Source organism: Thalassospira sp., from assembly GCF_040218635.1.
Taxonomy (GTDB): Bacteria; Pseudomonadota; Alphaproteobacteria; order Rhodospirillales; family Thalassospiraceae; genus Thalassospira.
This window is the reverse complement of record NZ_JAVJRB010000005.1, coordinates 301,794-316,008: the sequence shown is the minus strand read 5'-3', so window position 1 is coordinate 316,008 and position 14,215 is coordinate 301,794. Positions and strand designations below refer to the sequence as shown.

At 54.0% G+C, this 14,215-nt stretch carries 18 protein-coding genes; 2 read left to right on the top strand and 16 right to left on the bottom strand.

What is annotated here, in order from left to right:
- Positions 1-7: 7 nt before the first annotated feature.
- Positions 8-496, bottom strand: a complete 489-nt coding sequence (locus tag RIC05_RS04985; protein WP_350045097.1) for a GNAT family N-acetyltransferase — start codon at positions 494-496, stop codon at positions 8-10.
- Positions 497-770: 274 nt separating this feature from the next.
- A complete protein-coding gene (locus tag RIC05_RS04980) occupies positions 771-1,511 on the bottom strand; it encodes an SDR family oxidoreductase (protein ID WP_350045098.1) in 741 nt (246 codons plus the stop codon).
- A gap of 128 nt (positions 1,512-1,639) precedes the next feature.
- Here RIC05_RS04980 and RIC05_RS04975 point away from each other — a divergent pair, with 128 nt between their 5' ends.
- On the top strand, positions 1,640-2,539 hold the full coding sequence (locus RIC05_RS04975; RefSeq protein WP_350045099.1) for a LysR family transcriptional regulator: 900 nt from the start codon (positions 1,640-1,642) through the stop codon (positions 2,537-2,539).
- 8 nt (positions 2,540-2,547) lie between these two features.
- On the opposite strand, the gene RIC05_RS04970 is transcribed toward RIC05_RS04975, so the two are convergent.
- The 3 genes from RIC05_RS04970 to RIC05_RS04960 all read right to left on the bottom strand — a co-directional run bounded on the left by RIC05_RS04970 (position 2,548) and on the right by RIC05_RS04960 (position 4,763).
- Positions 2,548-3,054: an SRPBCC domain-containing protein gene (locus RIC05_RS04970; protein ID WP_350045100.1), complete on the bottom strand. Its 507-nt coding sequence runs from the start codon at positions 3,052-3,054 to the stop codon at positions 2,548-2,550.
- A 144-nt stretch (positions 3,055-3,198) separates the two neighbouring features.
- Entirely contained in the window at positions 3,199-4,146 is a 948-nt protein-coding gene (locus tag RIC05_RS04965) for a 2-hydroxyacid dehydrogenase (protein WP_350045101.1), read from the bottom strand.
- Positions 4,147-4,343: 197 nt separating this feature from the next.
- Complete coding sequence (locus RIC05_RS04960) at positions 4,344-4,763, bottom strand: VOC family protein (protein WP_350045102.1); 420 nt, start codon at positions 4,761-4,763, stop codon at positions 4,344-4,346.
- A gap of 107 nt (positions 4,764-4,870) precedes the next feature.
- On the opposite strand from RIC05_RS04960, the gene RIC05_RS04955 reads away from it, so the two are divergent.
- Positions 4,871-5,797 (top strand): LysR substrate-binding domain-containing protein, encoded by a 927-nt coding sequence (locus RIC05_RS04955; protein WP_350045103.1) that lies wholly within the window; start codon positions 4,871-4,873, stop codon positions 5,795-5,797.
- A gap of 50 nt (positions 5,798-5,847) precedes the next feature.
- Here RIC05_RS04955 and RIC05_RS04950 read toward each other — a convergent pair whose 3' ends face one another.
- From RIC05_RS04950 to ade, 11 genes are all read right to left on the bottom strand, one after another.
- Positions 5,848-6,315, bottom strand: coding sequence for a DUF6314 family protein (locus tag RIC05_RS04950; protein ID WP_350045104.1), 468 nt, complete (start codon positions 6,313-6,315; stop codon positions 5,848-5,850).
- A gap of 84 nt (positions 6,316-6,399) precedes the next feature.
- On the bottom strand, positions 6,400-6,771 hold the full coding sequence (locus RIC05_RS04945) for a histidine triad nucleotide-binding protein (RefSeq protein ID WP_350045105.1): 372 nt from the start codon (positions 6,769-6,771) through the stop codon (positions 6,400-6,402).
- A 57-nt stretch (positions 6,772-6,828) separates the two neighbouring features.
- A complete protein-coding gene (locus RIC05_RS04940) occupies positions 6,829-7,161 on the bottom strand; it encodes a phosphoribosyl-ATP diphosphatase (RefSeq protein WP_350041018.1) in 333 nt (110 codons plus the stop codon).
- A 9-nt stretch (positions 7,162-7,170) separates the two neighbouring features.
- The gene (gene hisF / locus RIC05_RS04935; RefSeq protein ID WP_350045106.1) at positions 7,171-7,932 is read right to left on the bottom strand and encodes an imidazole glycerol phosphate synthase subunit HisF; all 762 of its coding nucleotides are present in this window, start codon (positions 7,930-7,932) and stop codon (positions 7,171-7,173) included.
- 23 nt (positions 7,933-7,955) lie between these two features.
- Positions 7,956-8,684 (bottom strand): 1-(5-phosphoribosyl)-5-[(5-phosphoribosylamino)methylideneamino]imidazole-4-carboxamide isomerase, encoded by a 729-nt coding sequence (hisA, locus tag RIC05_RS04930; RefSeq protein WP_350045107.1) that lies wholly within the window; start codon positions 8,682-8,684, stop codon positions 7,956-7,958.
- Positions 8,681-9,235, bottom strand: coding sequence for a GNAT family N-acetyltransferase (locus RIC05_RS04925; RefSeq protein WP_350045108.1), 555 nt, complete (start codon positions 9,233-9,235; stop codon positions 8,681-8,683). The genes hisA and RIC05_RS04925 overlap by 4 nt, the downstream gene beginning before the upstream one ends.
- Positions 9,232-9,882, bottom strand: a complete 651-nt coding sequence (gene hisH, locus RIC05_RS04920; protein WP_350045109.1) for an imidazole glycerol phosphate synthase subunit HisH — start codon at positions 9,880-9,882, stop codon at positions 9,232-9,234. The genes RIC05_RS04925 and hisH overlap by 4 nt, the downstream gene beginning before the upstream one ends.
- Positions 9,879-10,307, bottom strand: coding sequence for a DUF2628 domain-containing protein (locus RIC05_RS04915; protein WP_350045110.1), 429 nt, complete (start codon positions 10,305-10,307; stop codon positions 9,879-9,881). Before RIC05_RS04915 ends, hisH begins: the two co-directional genes overlap by 4 nt.
- Positions 10,308-10,379: 72 nt before the next feature.
- Positions 10,380-10,979, bottom strand: a complete 600-nt coding sequence (gene hisB, locus RIC05_RS04910; RefSeq protein ID WP_350045111.1) for an imidazoleglycerol-phosphate dehydratase HisB — start codon at positions 10,977-10,979, stop codon at positions 10,380-10,382.
- 110 nt (positions 10,980-11,089) lie between these two features.
- Complete coding sequence (locus tag RIC05_RS04905) at positions 11,090-12,205, bottom strand: Fic family protein (RefSeq protein ID WP_350045113.1); 1,116 nt, start codon at positions 12,203-12,205, stop codon at positions 11,090-11,092.
- Positions 12,206-12,310: 105 nt separating this feature from the next.
- Positions 12,311-14,041 (bottom strand): adenine deaminase, encoded by a 1,731-nt coding sequence (gene ade, locus RIC05_RS04900; protein ID WP_350045114.1) that lies wholly within the window; start codon positions 14,039-14,041, stop codon positions 12,311-12,313.
- Between the last annotated feature and the right edge of the window lie 174 nt (positions 14,042-14,215).

Below are 14,215 nucleotides of genomic sequence, written 5' to 3'. Positions count from 1 at the left end.
AAAGTCTTTATACCGGATCAAGTGCCAGTTTCATGCCTTCGTGGCTGGCAACAAAACCAAGCCGCTCATAAAACCGATGGGCATCTTTGCGGGTTTTATCTGTGGTGAATTGCACCAGCACCGCACCAAGTAATTTCGAAATCGAAATGGATTCGGTAATCAGCTTTTCGCCAATTTTTTGCCCGCGTACTGTGCTTGAAACCCGCACCCCTTCGATCTGGGCGCGCAATTGCCCGCGGCGCGACAGCCCGGCAATCAACGTTAACTGCAGACAGCCAACAATATCGTCGTTCTGACAGGCCAGAAGGTATTTGTTGGGAAGCTTGTCGGTGGATTGTGATTCCATCGCATCAAATGCCGCGTAATAGGCATCGGGCAGCGGATCGGTAAATTCTTCGCGGGTTTTGCCTTTTTCATCATCGGCCAGAAGGGCAACAATCGCAGGCAAATCATCGCGGGTGGCATAGCGAAAAGTCAGTGGAGCGGATTGGCTCATTTTGGTCCCTTTTCCATGCGGTGGTGACGCATCCGGCGTGTTTCCAGATAGATGCAAGCGGTGCGGTGCCATAATGATCCAAAGCCGTGCCATTGGGCAAGATTGCCGGGCTGATTTGGGGATTGGCAAATGGCGATGGGGCTGTGATCAAAACGGCAATGATGCCGTCCCTCAAAAGAAGGACGGCATCATTTGGCGGTTTGCTCAATTGGGGTTGGCACATCCGGGCACGGGGTAAGGGGGATTTGCCCGCATATGCTGCTTCCCTTAAAGCTTAGGCAAGTCCGCCATTGGCGCGGAGTGTCTGGCCATCGACCCAACCGGAATCAGGTCCCGCCAGGAAGGAAACCACCCCGGCAATATCATCAGGCTGACCAAGGCGTTCAAGCGGTGGCATCTTGGCGAACTGGGCAACCTGTTCGTCGGTTTTACCATTTAAGAACAACTCGGTTGCGACCGGACCGGGGGCGACGGCATTGACCGTGATCTGACGGCCGCGCAGTTCTTTGGCATAGACGCCTGTCATCGCCTCGACCGCGGCCTTGGTTGCATTATAGACCGCATAACCCGGCAGTTTCAGATGAAGCGCCGTGGTGGAAAAATTGATCACCCGACCATGATCGCGCAGATGTTTGGCCCCTTCGCGCAGCATGTTAAATGTGCCGCGCACATTGATATCCATCATCGCGTCAAAGGTGGCGTCATCCATCTCGGCAATCGGTTGGGTGGTCATGACACCGGCATTGTTCACAATCACATCAACACCGCCAAATTCGGTAATTGTCTTGTCAAACAGGGCCGTGACCGCATCGGGGCGCGCAATATCGGCCTTGATCGCGATTGCCTTATGGCCTTGGGATTTCAGTTCATTGGCAAGTTCTTCGGCCGCATTTGCCGAATTGGCATAGTTGATGACAACGGCAAACCCGTCGGCGGCCAAACGTTTGGCAAGGGCAACACCAATACCGCGCGATGCGCCGGTGATGATGGCGGTTCTGTTTTCATTGGCAGACATGAACAGTCTCCTTGGTCTGGGTGAAAGGCTTCAAAAGCGATGAGCCGACTATGACCTTGATGACTTTTCGGATAATTAGCCTATATTCGAATTAATTATTCGATTTTGACCAACAATCAGGGTTGCCGATGGACCGGTTTGAGGAAATGCGCAATTTCGTCCGGGTGGTAGAGCGCAAAAGCTTTACCAAGGCGGCGGGTGATCTTTTGATCCCGCGCGCAACCATGACCAATTCGATCCAGCGGCTTGAAGCGCGTCTGCGGACCCGGTTACTGGAACGTACGACGCGCACCGTGGTGCCGACACTCGATGGCGATGCCTATTACCGTCGGTGTGTCGATATTCTGGCCGAGCTTGAAGAAGCCGATGGCATCTTTCGTCGTGCGGATCCGCGGGGACTTTTGCGGGTGAATTTGCAGGGCACGCTGGCACGCAAATTCATCATTCCACGCCTGCCCGAATTTCTGGAACAATATCCCTGTATTGATCTGGTGCTTAGCGACGGGGACCGGTTTGTCGATCTGGTCCATGAGGGATTTGATTGTGTGTTGCGCAGTGGTGGATTGTCGGATTCATCCATGATCGTGCGACGTCTTGCCGTACTGCATGAGGCAACCGTCGCCAGCCCGGACTATATCGCCCGCACGGGCATGCCCGAAACGCTTGAAGACCTTAAAACGCAGGGTCATGAGATGGTGAATTTCCTCTCAGGTGCCGATGACAAGCCGATCCCGCTTGATTTCACTGTGAATGGCACGGTTCGTCAGGTCACGCTGCCGGCCAGCATTTCGGTGACAGGGGCGGACAGTTATGCGGCCTGTGCCCATGCCGGGCTTGGCTTGGTTCAAGTTCCGCGCTATCGGGTTGCCAATGATCTTGCGACCGGGCGACTGGTGGATATCCTGCCCGAATTTCCACCCGATCCGATGCCGGTCAGCATCCTGTACCCGCAAAACAGACAGCTTTCCGTGCGTGTGCGGGTGTTTGTTGATTGGGTGGCGGATGTTCTGGCCAAGGCGGATATCTAGCGCAGAAATCAGGCCGGGTTTTCGTTGGCCGAAAGCATTTTGATCCGGTTTCGTAATGACACCAGATGGGCCTGCCAATAATGGGTCATCATTGGTTTGAACCGGTTGTCGTTAAGCCCGTTGCGGCCCGGATGGGCGGCGGAGAGTTTTTCAAGGCCGAGATGTTCAAGCGTGATGCGGGTATAATCGCCCAATCCGCTAAACCGGATATCAACGATTGTAACCGGTTCGTTGGTATCGGCCATTGGCCAGCGCCATTCAAATGACAGTCGGATGCCAGGTTCCCACTTGGTCACTTTTCCGGCCTCTACCACAAAATCGGGATGGCGTTTATCAACTTCCTGCAGGGTGCGGATGCCATCCTTTTCGCCAAATTGCATGATGCCCGGACGGTTGCCGATCAAACGGTTGCGCGGGCCCGCTTTCCACCAAAGATCAATGTCATTGGTGAAATGATCAAACGCAGTTTGGGCATCGCAATCGACGCGCAGGGCAACAAAGGTTTTGGCCGACATCGGATATCCTGTCTGAACACGTGCCTATGATCAGGCTGTGCTTGTTCTTTTCAGAAACAAGATCACGCGACAAGCAAAACCCGCCGGGAGCCAAATGTTTTAGCCCATAGCGGCAATTTGCCGGAGAATGGCGCGGATTAGATCCTAATAGCCGATTTGGCGATCAACCAGCCCGCGCGGGGCTTCGCCGTTGCCGATGCGCACAATGTTATCAGCGATTTGATCGGCTGATTCTTCAAACCGGGTGGCCGCGGCAATATGCGGGGTGATGCGGATTTTTGGATGATCCCAGAACGGATGGCTTTCGGGCAGCGGTTCGGTCACGGCAACATCCAAAAATGCACCGCGCAAATGCCCGGTATCAAGGGCGCGGAGCAAATCGGCCTCGGTAATCATTGCCCCACGTGCGGCATTAATGATCGCAGCCCCCTTGGGCAGGAAAGAAAACGTGGTGCTGTTTAGAACATTTTCCGTTTCCGGCGTGCGCGGCAGCAAGCAAATCAGGATATCGGACTGGCCCAAAAACTCGGCCAGCGTTTCCTGCCCGGCATAGGTCGTAATGCCGTCAATTGCCTTCATTGACCGGCTCCAGCCTGAAACCGAAAAGCCAAGGTTTGACAAGGAAGTCGCAACCGCCGAGCCAAGTGCGCCAAGCCCCATCACCCCGACCCGACATTTCGAAATGCGTGCCACATCATGCTGCACCCAGTTCGCACCAGCCTGTTGGGTGCTATAAGCGTCAAAATCGCGCATGAAATGAAGGGCAGCATATAGATGATATTGCACCATCTGATCGGCCATCCCGGCATCTTCAAGGCGAATAACCGGAAGATGGGTCGGCAAGCTGGGTGAGGACACAACATGATCGACCCCGGCCCCCAACGAGAAGATGGCTTTGAGGTTGGGCAGTGTTTTGATCAAGCCCTGCGGCTGTTTCCAGAACATGGCATAGTCGATTGTTTCTGGATCGTAACTTTCATCGCCGGTGACGATATTTGCCTTGGGCAACCGTTCAACCAGCGCCTTTTTCCAAGCGGCATCTTCGCCGGCAGCGGAAATAAGGATATTGGGCGTGGCATTGGCGGTTGGCATGGGGCTTTCTCCTAAGCGCGGGACATGTTGGCAAAGCGGCAAGTCGGCGAGTTGGCAATGTAGCAAGCTGGCAGATGTCTGTAACCGATTACATGAGGCATCCTTCATGATAAACGCGCCAGATCGCAAAGCGTTCCTTTGTACATGCTGGCGCGTTCACGGATCGGGGGATGTAGGGTCACGATCCCTGCTTGCGTTTAATGGGCAAAGATCATTGCCGGATCGCGGAAGGTCTTGAATTCAAGGCCGTTTCCGGCAGGATCTTCGACAAAAAATGTCCCCTGCTCGCCCGGTTCCCCTTCAAAGCGGATTTTCGGGTTCAGCAGGAATTTGACATCGGCCTTTTTCAAACGATCGGCCAGATCATGCCATACATCCCATTCCAGAACCGCGCCAAAATGCGGGATCGGCACGGCATCACCGTCAACAGTGCCCGCACCGGCATTCTGTCCTGCTTCGGGGCGGACATGGGCCGATAACTGATGGCCAAAGAAATCAAAATCAATCCATGCCTCGGTCGAGCGACCTTCGTCACAGCCCAAAATATCGATATAGAACGCACGCGTATCCGCAATCGATTTGATCGGGAAGGCCAGATGGAACGGGGGTAAGGACATAGTGATCTCCAATTAATCTAATGCTTATTGTTGGAAACAGTCTAAACCGGCATAATATGGCGGACAAAATCAGAAGTTCTTAAGTTATCAATAGGAAATCTATTGTAATGGCGCTGCGCCCAACCACCCCGCCGCTTAATGCCCTGCGCGCCTTTGAGGCCGCTGCACGCTTGGGCAGTTTCGCCCGTGCGGCGGATGAACTGTCGGTCACGGCCGGGGCGATCAGCCAACAGGTCGCCAATCTTGAAGCCAGCCTTGGCATGGCATTGTTTGATCGCAATGGGCCAAAGCTTAGTCTGCGCGAAGCAGGCCGGGCTTATTTGCCCAGCTTGCGCCATGCCTTGGACGAGATCGAAGCCGCCACCCTTAATCTTGTCACCCATGGGGCGGGCGAACGCCGATTGGTGATTGGCGCCCTGCATACACTGGCCAGCTCGTGGCTGATTCCCAGATTAAATCGATTTCAAAACGAACATGCGGATATCCGCCCGGTGATCGAGACATTATCACTTAATTTCGCAACCCCGGATCGCAGCCCGGACCTTGGCGCAAAGCAATTTGATGTCGGGCTGTATTTTGGCGATGGCAGCTGGACAGGGGTGCGATCTGATAAAATTCTTGATGAAATTCAGGTGGTTGTCGCCAAACCTGGATATGTTGGCGTCGCTGAAAAAACTGATCTAAACGGGCTTGTGTCCAATCACCCACGGCTTGCCCATACCACGCGCCCCAAGGCTTGGCACGATTGGGCGCACGCTAACGGGGTTACGGTCGCCGGTAGCCCCGGACCGGGGTTTGAGCATTTCTTTATGTTGATCGAGGCTGCGAAGGCCGGGATGGGCATTGCCCTTTTGCCGCGTGTTTTGATCGAAGGGCAATTGGCCGAGGGCAGTTTGGAAATCATCAGTGATGCGGCGCTTACAAGCCCCGGCGCCTATTACCTGATCACGCCGGAAAACCGGATTGATATCCCGGAAGTCACCGCTTTTCGCGACTGGATTTTGCGTGAGGCATCAGTAGGCGTTGATACGTAATTATCTCGTAAAATATTGATTTTACAAGATATATTGTGGGGCTAGGTGCCCTACTTACGGCGATAAATGCTGTGAAGTATATGGTCTTTCTTGGGACCTGTGATTTTTATTTTAGTTTCAAAATGATCATCATTCTGCCAGATCATGCAGTGATGATAAAAATCATCCCCGCACGGATGTATGTCGCGCGCACAAAACCCCTCATCGGCATCTTCGCCAAATTGCAGCATGACATAGCGATTGCCAAACCCAATCGGATCGCGAAACAGAAGTTCAATCGCGCCCGGATTTTCGTGCAAAACGAAATCATATTCGCGGTAACCATCAAACCGCGTCCCATCCGGACGGGTCAAAAGCCCTTCCTCGCGATAGCGCAGCATATTGAGTTTGTCTGGCTCAGCAGCTTGGAATGTCACATCCCCGACAAACCGGCCAACGTCGCCCAAATCACGGCTCAGCGACCAGCCACCAATCAGGGCAGCAAAAATGTCAGAGGCGGTTGGGGTGATCGTGTTCATGACTGGCTTGGGCATGTGATGACAGGGATAAAAAAGGCAGGATCGCGATGCGGTATCCCGCCTTTTGCTTGATTTGATGGGTGCTTACGCCTTTGGCAGCATCAACGGAAGTTTTGCCCCGCCAAGGATATGCACATGCAAATGTGGAACGTCTTGGCGACCATTTTCGCGGGTATTGGCGATTAGGCGATAGCCATCTTCGACCACACCAGCTGCGGCTGAAATTTTGCCGATCGCCCGGGTATAGGCTATGATTTCTGCATCTGACGCATTGGCGGCAAAGTCGTCATAAGACGTATAAGCACCTTTGGGGATGACAAGAACATGGGTCGGGGCCTGTGGCGCGATATCGTTAAAGGCCAGCACATGGTCATCTTCATAGACCTTGGTGCACGGGATTTCGCCGCGCAGGATTTTGGCAAAGATGTTTTCCGGATCGTAGGGTTGGACGGCCATTGGGGTGCTCCTGATACCTTGATCGGGCTTTGCCCGAAATCGTGTTGGCTTTGTGCCTTAATCTTTACTGCGCGATGCCTTTTCGGCAAGACCCGAAATGCCCTGACGGTCGGCCAAAATGGCCCAGACGTCTTCGGGCTTCACCCCTTGATCGGCCCATAAAACGGTAAGGTGATACAGCAGATCAGCGCTTTCGGACGCGACTTTTTCCGGCGTTTCGGCCAAGGCGGCAATCACGGTTTCAACACCTTCTTCGCCGACTTTTTGCGCGATTTTGGCCGTGCCCTTGGCAAACAGCTTGGCGGTGTAGCTTGATTCCGGGTCGGCACCCTTGCGGGCAGCAACCGTGGCATAAAGCGCATCAAGGACGTGTTTGGATTGATCGGTCATGACGGCCCCTTATCCCTCGCGCACGGGAATGCCCGCGGCTTTCATGTGGTCTTTGACTTCACGGATACGATAGGTGCCAAAATGGAAGATCGATGCGGCCAAAACCGCCGATGCATGGGCATCACGCACGCCTTCGACCATATGATCCAGCGTGCCTACTCCGCCCGATGCAATCACCGGCACATGAACGCTATCGGCAATGGTTCTGGTCAGCGGGATGTTAAAGCCCGACTGCGTCCCATCACGGTCCATCGAAGTAACAAGAAGCTCGCCCGCGCCATATTCGGTCATTTGTTTTGCAAACGAAACGGCATCAATTCCGGTGGCTTCGCGTCCGCCATGGGTAAAGATTTCAAATTTGTCTGGGCCGGTCGACTTGGCATCAATCGAAACCACAATGCATTGCGATCCGAACTTGCGGGCCGCTTCGCGCACGAAATCGGGGTTTTTGACCGCCGCAGTATTGATCGAGACTTTATCAGCACCGGCCAGAAGCAATTTGCGGATATCATCAAGGCTACGCACCCCGCCGCCGACCGTGACCGGCATAAAGCAGGCTTCTGCAGTCCGGGCAACCACGTCAAAGATGGTGTCGCGGTTATCACTTGATGCGGTGATATCTAAAAAGCACAGCTCGTCCGCACCCTCGGCATCATAGATGCGGGCTTGTTCGACCGGATCACCGGCATCAATCAGATCAACGAAATTGACCCCTTTGACAACGCGGCCGTCCTTCACATCAAGACAGGGAATGACACGGGTTTTTAACATGGTCGGTTTCCTGTTTGGCTCGGTTACGCGAGGGCTGCAATCGCAGCGGCAAGGTCGATCCGTCCGTCATAAAGCGCACGGCCGGAGATGGCACCATCAATGCCGGCATCGCTATGCTGCTTAACGGCAATCAGATCTTCAAGCGATGATACCCCGCCCGATACAATCACCGGGGTCGAGATTTCAGAGGCCAGTGCAACGGTGGACTCGATATTTGGCCCACCCATCGCGCCATCGCGGTCAATGTCGGTAAAAATGATCGCAGCCACACCGCAATCTTCAAATTTCTTGGCAAGCTCAAGGGCAGTGACTTCGGATGTTTCTGCCCATCCTTCAACCGCAACGTAACCATCACGGGCATCAATGCCAACCGCCACACGGCCCGGCCATTTGGCACAGGCTTCCTTGACGAAATCGGGATTACGCAGGGCAACCGTGCCAAGGATGACGCGGGTAATGCCCTTGTTCAGCCAGTAATCAACGGTTTCCATGGTGCGGATACCGCCACCCAGCTGGGTTTGGGCCTTGCCATCAACGGCGGCAAGGATTGAATCAACTGCTGCGCCATTGACCGGTTCACCGGCAAAGGCCCCGTTCAGATCAACGATGTGAACCCAATGGCACCCGGCAGCAACAAATTCACCGGCCTGTGCACCGGGGTTGTCATTAAACACGGTGGCCTTGTCCATATCGCCGCGCAAAAGGCGAACGCATGCACCGTCTTTTAGGTCAATTGCGGGATAAAGATTCACTGATCCGTGTCCTGTATTTTCTTGGTGTAGTAATAACCTTCGACCATTTTACCGTCGATCATCGCATAATAGGGATTGATGCCCCAACGGACATAACCAAGCCCGTTATAAAGTGCTATGGCGGCTGTCTGGGTCTCGCGAAGGTCAAGTTTCAAAACGCTATAGCCCGCTTCACGGGCGAAATATTCAATCGAACGGACAATCGCCTTGCCGTTGCCGCGCCCACGCGCCCATGGGGCGACGAAATGGCCGGAAATCTGGGCGGAATGGCGTTGGGCTTCAAGGTTGGAGGGGGTTTCAATCAACTGGGCCGCACCGGAAATCACCCCATCAACCCGCGATACGAACAAATGGCGACCGGGCATCAACAACACACCGCGCCAGTATTTTTCCATATCCGGGCGATCAGGTGGCGTCAGCCAGCCAAAGCCACCCCCCTCGACAATGGCCTGCGTACAGGCATCGACAATATCGGAAAGATCGCCTGCCGAAAGCTTGGTCACATGTTCGGAGATAACCCCGTCCTGAATGGTATCACTCGGTGCGATCATGGTTTCCATCCCAGGAAATTACCAATGATGGTAAGCCCTGTTTTCTGACTTTTTTCCGGGTGGAACTGGGTTCCAACCATGTTGTCACGCCCGATCATAGCGGTTAAGTCCCCGCCGTAAGAAACCGATGCCAGTCGTTCCGCCGGGTTGGCGACATGCATGTGATAGCTGTGCACGAAATAGGCGTGATCGCCATCGGAAACACCGGCCATCACCGGGTGGGTTTTACCAGCAGGATCAAGAACCAGTTCGTTCCATCCCATATGCGGGATTTTAAGGTCGGGATCACTTGGCTTAATCGCGACAACTTCGCCCGCAATCCAGTCCAGACCGTCTGTCACTTCAAATTCACGTCCGACGGATGACATCAACTGCATACCAACGCAAATGCCAAAGAACGGCTTGCCGCCTTTGATCACTTGTTCGGTCAGGACATCCACCATGCCGCTCACAGCATCCAGACCAGCCCGGCAATCGGCATAGGCGCCAACGCCCGGAAGCACAATATGGCTGGCGTTGCGGACCTTTTCCGGATCATCGGTGACAAGGATCGGATCGGAAAAGCCGGTTTCGCGGGCGGTACGTTCAAACGCCTTGGCAGCAGAACGCAGATTGCCTGAACCGTAATCAATAATCGCAACACTCATGGGTAGGATGGGCTCCCGATTGAGGGGGTGGAGACAACAGCTTTCGCTGATTGTGGGGCGCGCAGGCGGTTAAAGCAGCGGTGTTCGGCATCACTTTCACTGTGACCGGCAACAATATCGCAAAGCTTCCAGCCCTGAGCGGCCAATTTACGGCGCTTAAGATCATTGGCAATCAGGCCAAAGCCGATACCGGTCACCAGTGCGAGGGCAAAGTCCATTTCCGGGCCGCCGTCAAAGGCCATCACGGCAAAACTGCACAGGAACGACACCGCAACCAGACCAAAGAACCCCAGCCAAAGCCGGTGATACAACGCCCAAAGTCCCGACAGCAAAAAGGCCCAGAAATTGAAGCCTTCGCGGATCAGGATGGCATTTTCCATCGGTTCGGCATCGCCGGGATGGATATGGACTGTGTAAACCTTCATCGAAAACCGATTTTCTGGTCCCGGCAGCGCGCTTGGCACTGCCGGTATATTCCCGATCATGATCAGATCAGATCAAAGCGATCCGCCAAGAACACCCTTGGTCGACGGAATGGCATCGGATTTGCGCGGATCAATTTCCATCGCGACGCGCAGCGACCGTGCCAGCGCCTTAAAGGCGCTTTCAATGATATGGTGATTGTTTTCGCCGTACAGGTTCTCGACATGCAGGGTAATGCCTGCTGCCTGGGCAAAGCCCTGGAACCATTCACGGAACAATTCGGTATCCATATCACCCAGCTTGTCGCGGGTAAATTCGACATTCCAGATCAGATAAGGGCGGCTTGAAATATCAAGTGCGACACGGGTCAACGCCTCATCCATCGGAAGCAGGCAACTGCCATAGCGATTGATGCCCTTCTTATCGCCAATAGCTTCTGCAACGGCCTGACCAATTGCGATGCCGGCATCTTCGGTGGTGTGGTGGAAATCAATATGCAGGTCGCCCTTGGCCCGGACTTTAAGGTCCATCAGGCTGTGGCGTGAAAGCTGTTCGAGCATGTGATCAAGGAAGCCAACCCCGGTCTCGACGTCATAAACGCCGGTACCATCAAGGTTCACTTCAACCGTGATCTGAGTTTCGTTTGTATTACGCTCAACGCGGGCCTTGCGCATGCAAAGCTCCTTTCCTGCAGGTATTGATGCATATGATGAGACGTATTTAGCAACAAAGTCGCGCAAATGCCAGTTTAAGGTGGCCAAGGGGTGAACGCAAAATGCTCCGGCTACTCTTTATCTGTTATATCGAAGAGACGATAACTGGTGCTGCGGCCACCGGAGGCGTTTTTTTGGAAGATGCCAGCATTGACCAGCGCCTGAATATCTCGAAGGGCGGTATCGTTCGAACATTTGGCAATTTTGGCATATTTTGAGGTATTCATATGTCCCTTGAACCCATCAAGCATGCGGTTAAGGATAACGGTTTGCCGCGCATTGACGCCCACTTTGTTTGCCGTATCCCATAGACGTGCTTTGTGTAAAACGGTTTCCAGTGCGGTATCGGCAGTTTCGATGGCACGGTTCAGACATGAAATAAACCAACCAATCCATTCGGTTATGTCAGGTGTTGCGCGTTGCTGACGTTCAAGCTGTGCGTAATAGTCGTGCCGTTCAGCTTCGATCCGGGTCGACATGCTGTAGAAACGGGTTGCACTGTTATCTGCACGGGCAAGGGCCATATCGGCAATTGCACGTGCAATACGGCCGTTGCCATCATCAAACGGATGAATGGTGACAAACCAGAAATGCGCGATGGCCGCTTTAATGATCGGGTCGATGGGTGGTGAATTCTCAAACCAATCAAGGAAAATCGACATTTCATCGGCAAGCATTGATGCCGCCGGGGCTTCGAAATGGACGGTTTCGCGACCAAAGGGACCGGAAACAACCTGCATCGGGCCGTTTTCATCCTTTCGCCACGTGCCGGTGGCGATTTTGTGCATGCCGCTGCGTCCGGTGGGAAACAGGGCCGCATGCCAGTCAAACAACCGGTCTGCCGTAAGCTTTTCACGGTAATTCTGGGTGGCATCAAGCATCATTTCAACGATGCCGTCGACATTGCGATTGGTGGGAACCATACCGGCCATGTCCATGCCCAAACGGCGTGCAACCGATGATCGAACCTCGCCGCGGTTAAGGCGTTCTCCTTCGATTTCCGATGATTTGACGATGTCGTTTGTCAGCGTGTTGAGGCTTGCTTCCTGTTGCAAATCAAAGCCGAGGGCGGTCATTTTGCCCAGCAGCTTTCCCTGCTGAAAACGGCAATCGGCCAGTGCAACGATAAGGGCATTATCGTTCCAAGAGAACTTGGGCCATTGGCTGTGTTGATGAATCCAGGGCATAATCACCGCTCCATTTGCGGTGATTATGCCGGGTGTTGGCGGTGATTGGCAAGTTTATTTATCGCATGATTTGCGGTGATTAAGGGTGTATTCACCGCAAAAGCTTTAGACAAAATCGAATTTATCGACATCAAACAGGCCGCGATCGGTCATTTTAAGGTGCGGGATCACCGGAAGGGCAAGGAACGCGACCTGAAGGAACGGCTCGGGCAAGACACAGCCCAGATCCTTGGCGGCAGCACGTAGCGTAATCAGGTCTTCTTCGACCACTTCAAATGGCTCAAGGCTCATCAATCCTGCAACCGGCAAGGCCAGTTCAGCGGTGACTTTTCCGCCATCGGCAACGGCAAAACCGCCGCCCATTTCAATCAGGCGGTTCACCGCGACCGCCATATCGGCATCATCGGCCCCAACCACCGTGATATTGTGGCTGTCATGGCCAACCGATGATGCAATTGCCCCGCGTTTCAGACCAAATCCACGCACAAAGCTGCGCCCGATATTGCCATTAATGCCGTGGCGTTCGACGACAGAAACCTTGATCACGTCATTGGCAAGATCGGGTTTAAGGCCGTTATCACCGATTTCAAGTGTGGCTTCGTCGCGGAAGGTCAGGATAAGGCCCGGTTTGACCTTGATCACCGGGGTCTGGTTTTGCCCCGGTTTGGGGTCGCAGGCGAAGACGGTGGCATCAACCGGGGTGGCCTTCATCGAGTTTAATCCGACTGGCGCAATGGTTTTACGTGCGGCAAACAGATCATTGGTGACAAGGCGGCCAGCGGCAATCACATCGACAACATTACAGGTATCAAGATCATCCAGAATCGCGATATCTGCCCGCCAGCCCGGCCCGATCAAGCCACGATCAGGCAGGCCGAAAATGCGCGCAGCCGAATGCGATGCGGCCCGGTACGCATGATGGATCGGGCAATTGCGGGCCTTCAAATGGCCGATCAGACGGCGCACCAGACTATCAAGATGGCCTTCTTCGCCGATATCAAGCGGATTGCGGTCATCGGTACAGAGCGCGACGAAGCTTGAACTGTTTTCATCCAGAATCTCCGCCAGTGCTTCAAGATCCTTGGAAACCGATCCTTCGCGGATCAGGATCGCCATGCCCTTGGCAAGTTTTTCACGGGCTTCTTCGGCGGATGTGGCTTCGTGGTCGGTGCGAATGCCTGCGGCCATATAGCCATTAAGGTCAAGCCCGCGCACCAGCGGCGCATGGCCGTCAATATGCCCATCCTGAAAGGCTTCAAGCTTGGCCATGATGCCCGGATCAAGGTTAAGCACGCCGGGATAATTCATCAATTCGGCCAGACCGACGACCTTTTCATGGCTGCGGAACGGCAAAAGGTCTTCGATTTCAAGCCGCGCCCCTGCGGTTTCAAAGGCGGTGGCAGGCACACAGGATGACAGATTAACCCGCACATCCATGATTGTCTGTTCAGCACATTCTAGGAAATATTTGATGCCTTCGGCACCCAGCACATTGGCAATTTCATGCGGGTCACACAAAACGGTGGTCACACCATGCGGCAACACGCAGCGGTCAAATTCAAGCGGGGTGACGAGCGAGCTTTCGATATGCAGATGGGTGTCGATAAAGCCCGGCACCGCGAATTTGCCAGTGCACTCGATTTCGGTTTCACCGGCGTAACTGTCATGGGTTCCGACAATGCGGTCGCCGACAATTGCGATGTCGGTCACAGTGACCTTGCCGGTGATGACATCAAGCAACCCGATATTGCGAAGGACCAGATCCGCTTTGATTTTGCCCTGTCCGGCAAGAATGCATTTGCCAAGATGGGTTTGGGAAAGATCGTTGCGGCTCATGGCTTTTGGTCCTGTGTTCTTGGAAATTCTTTTGGTGGTTAAGGGTAAAGCATGTTGGGAAACTGTGCTTTGACTTTTTTATGCATCACTGCGTTGAAACACTGTTTGCCACGCAATGAAGGTTTTCCAAACGGGGCCGGGTGGCTTCTGCCCTTGACCGGGACGCCTGCCGTG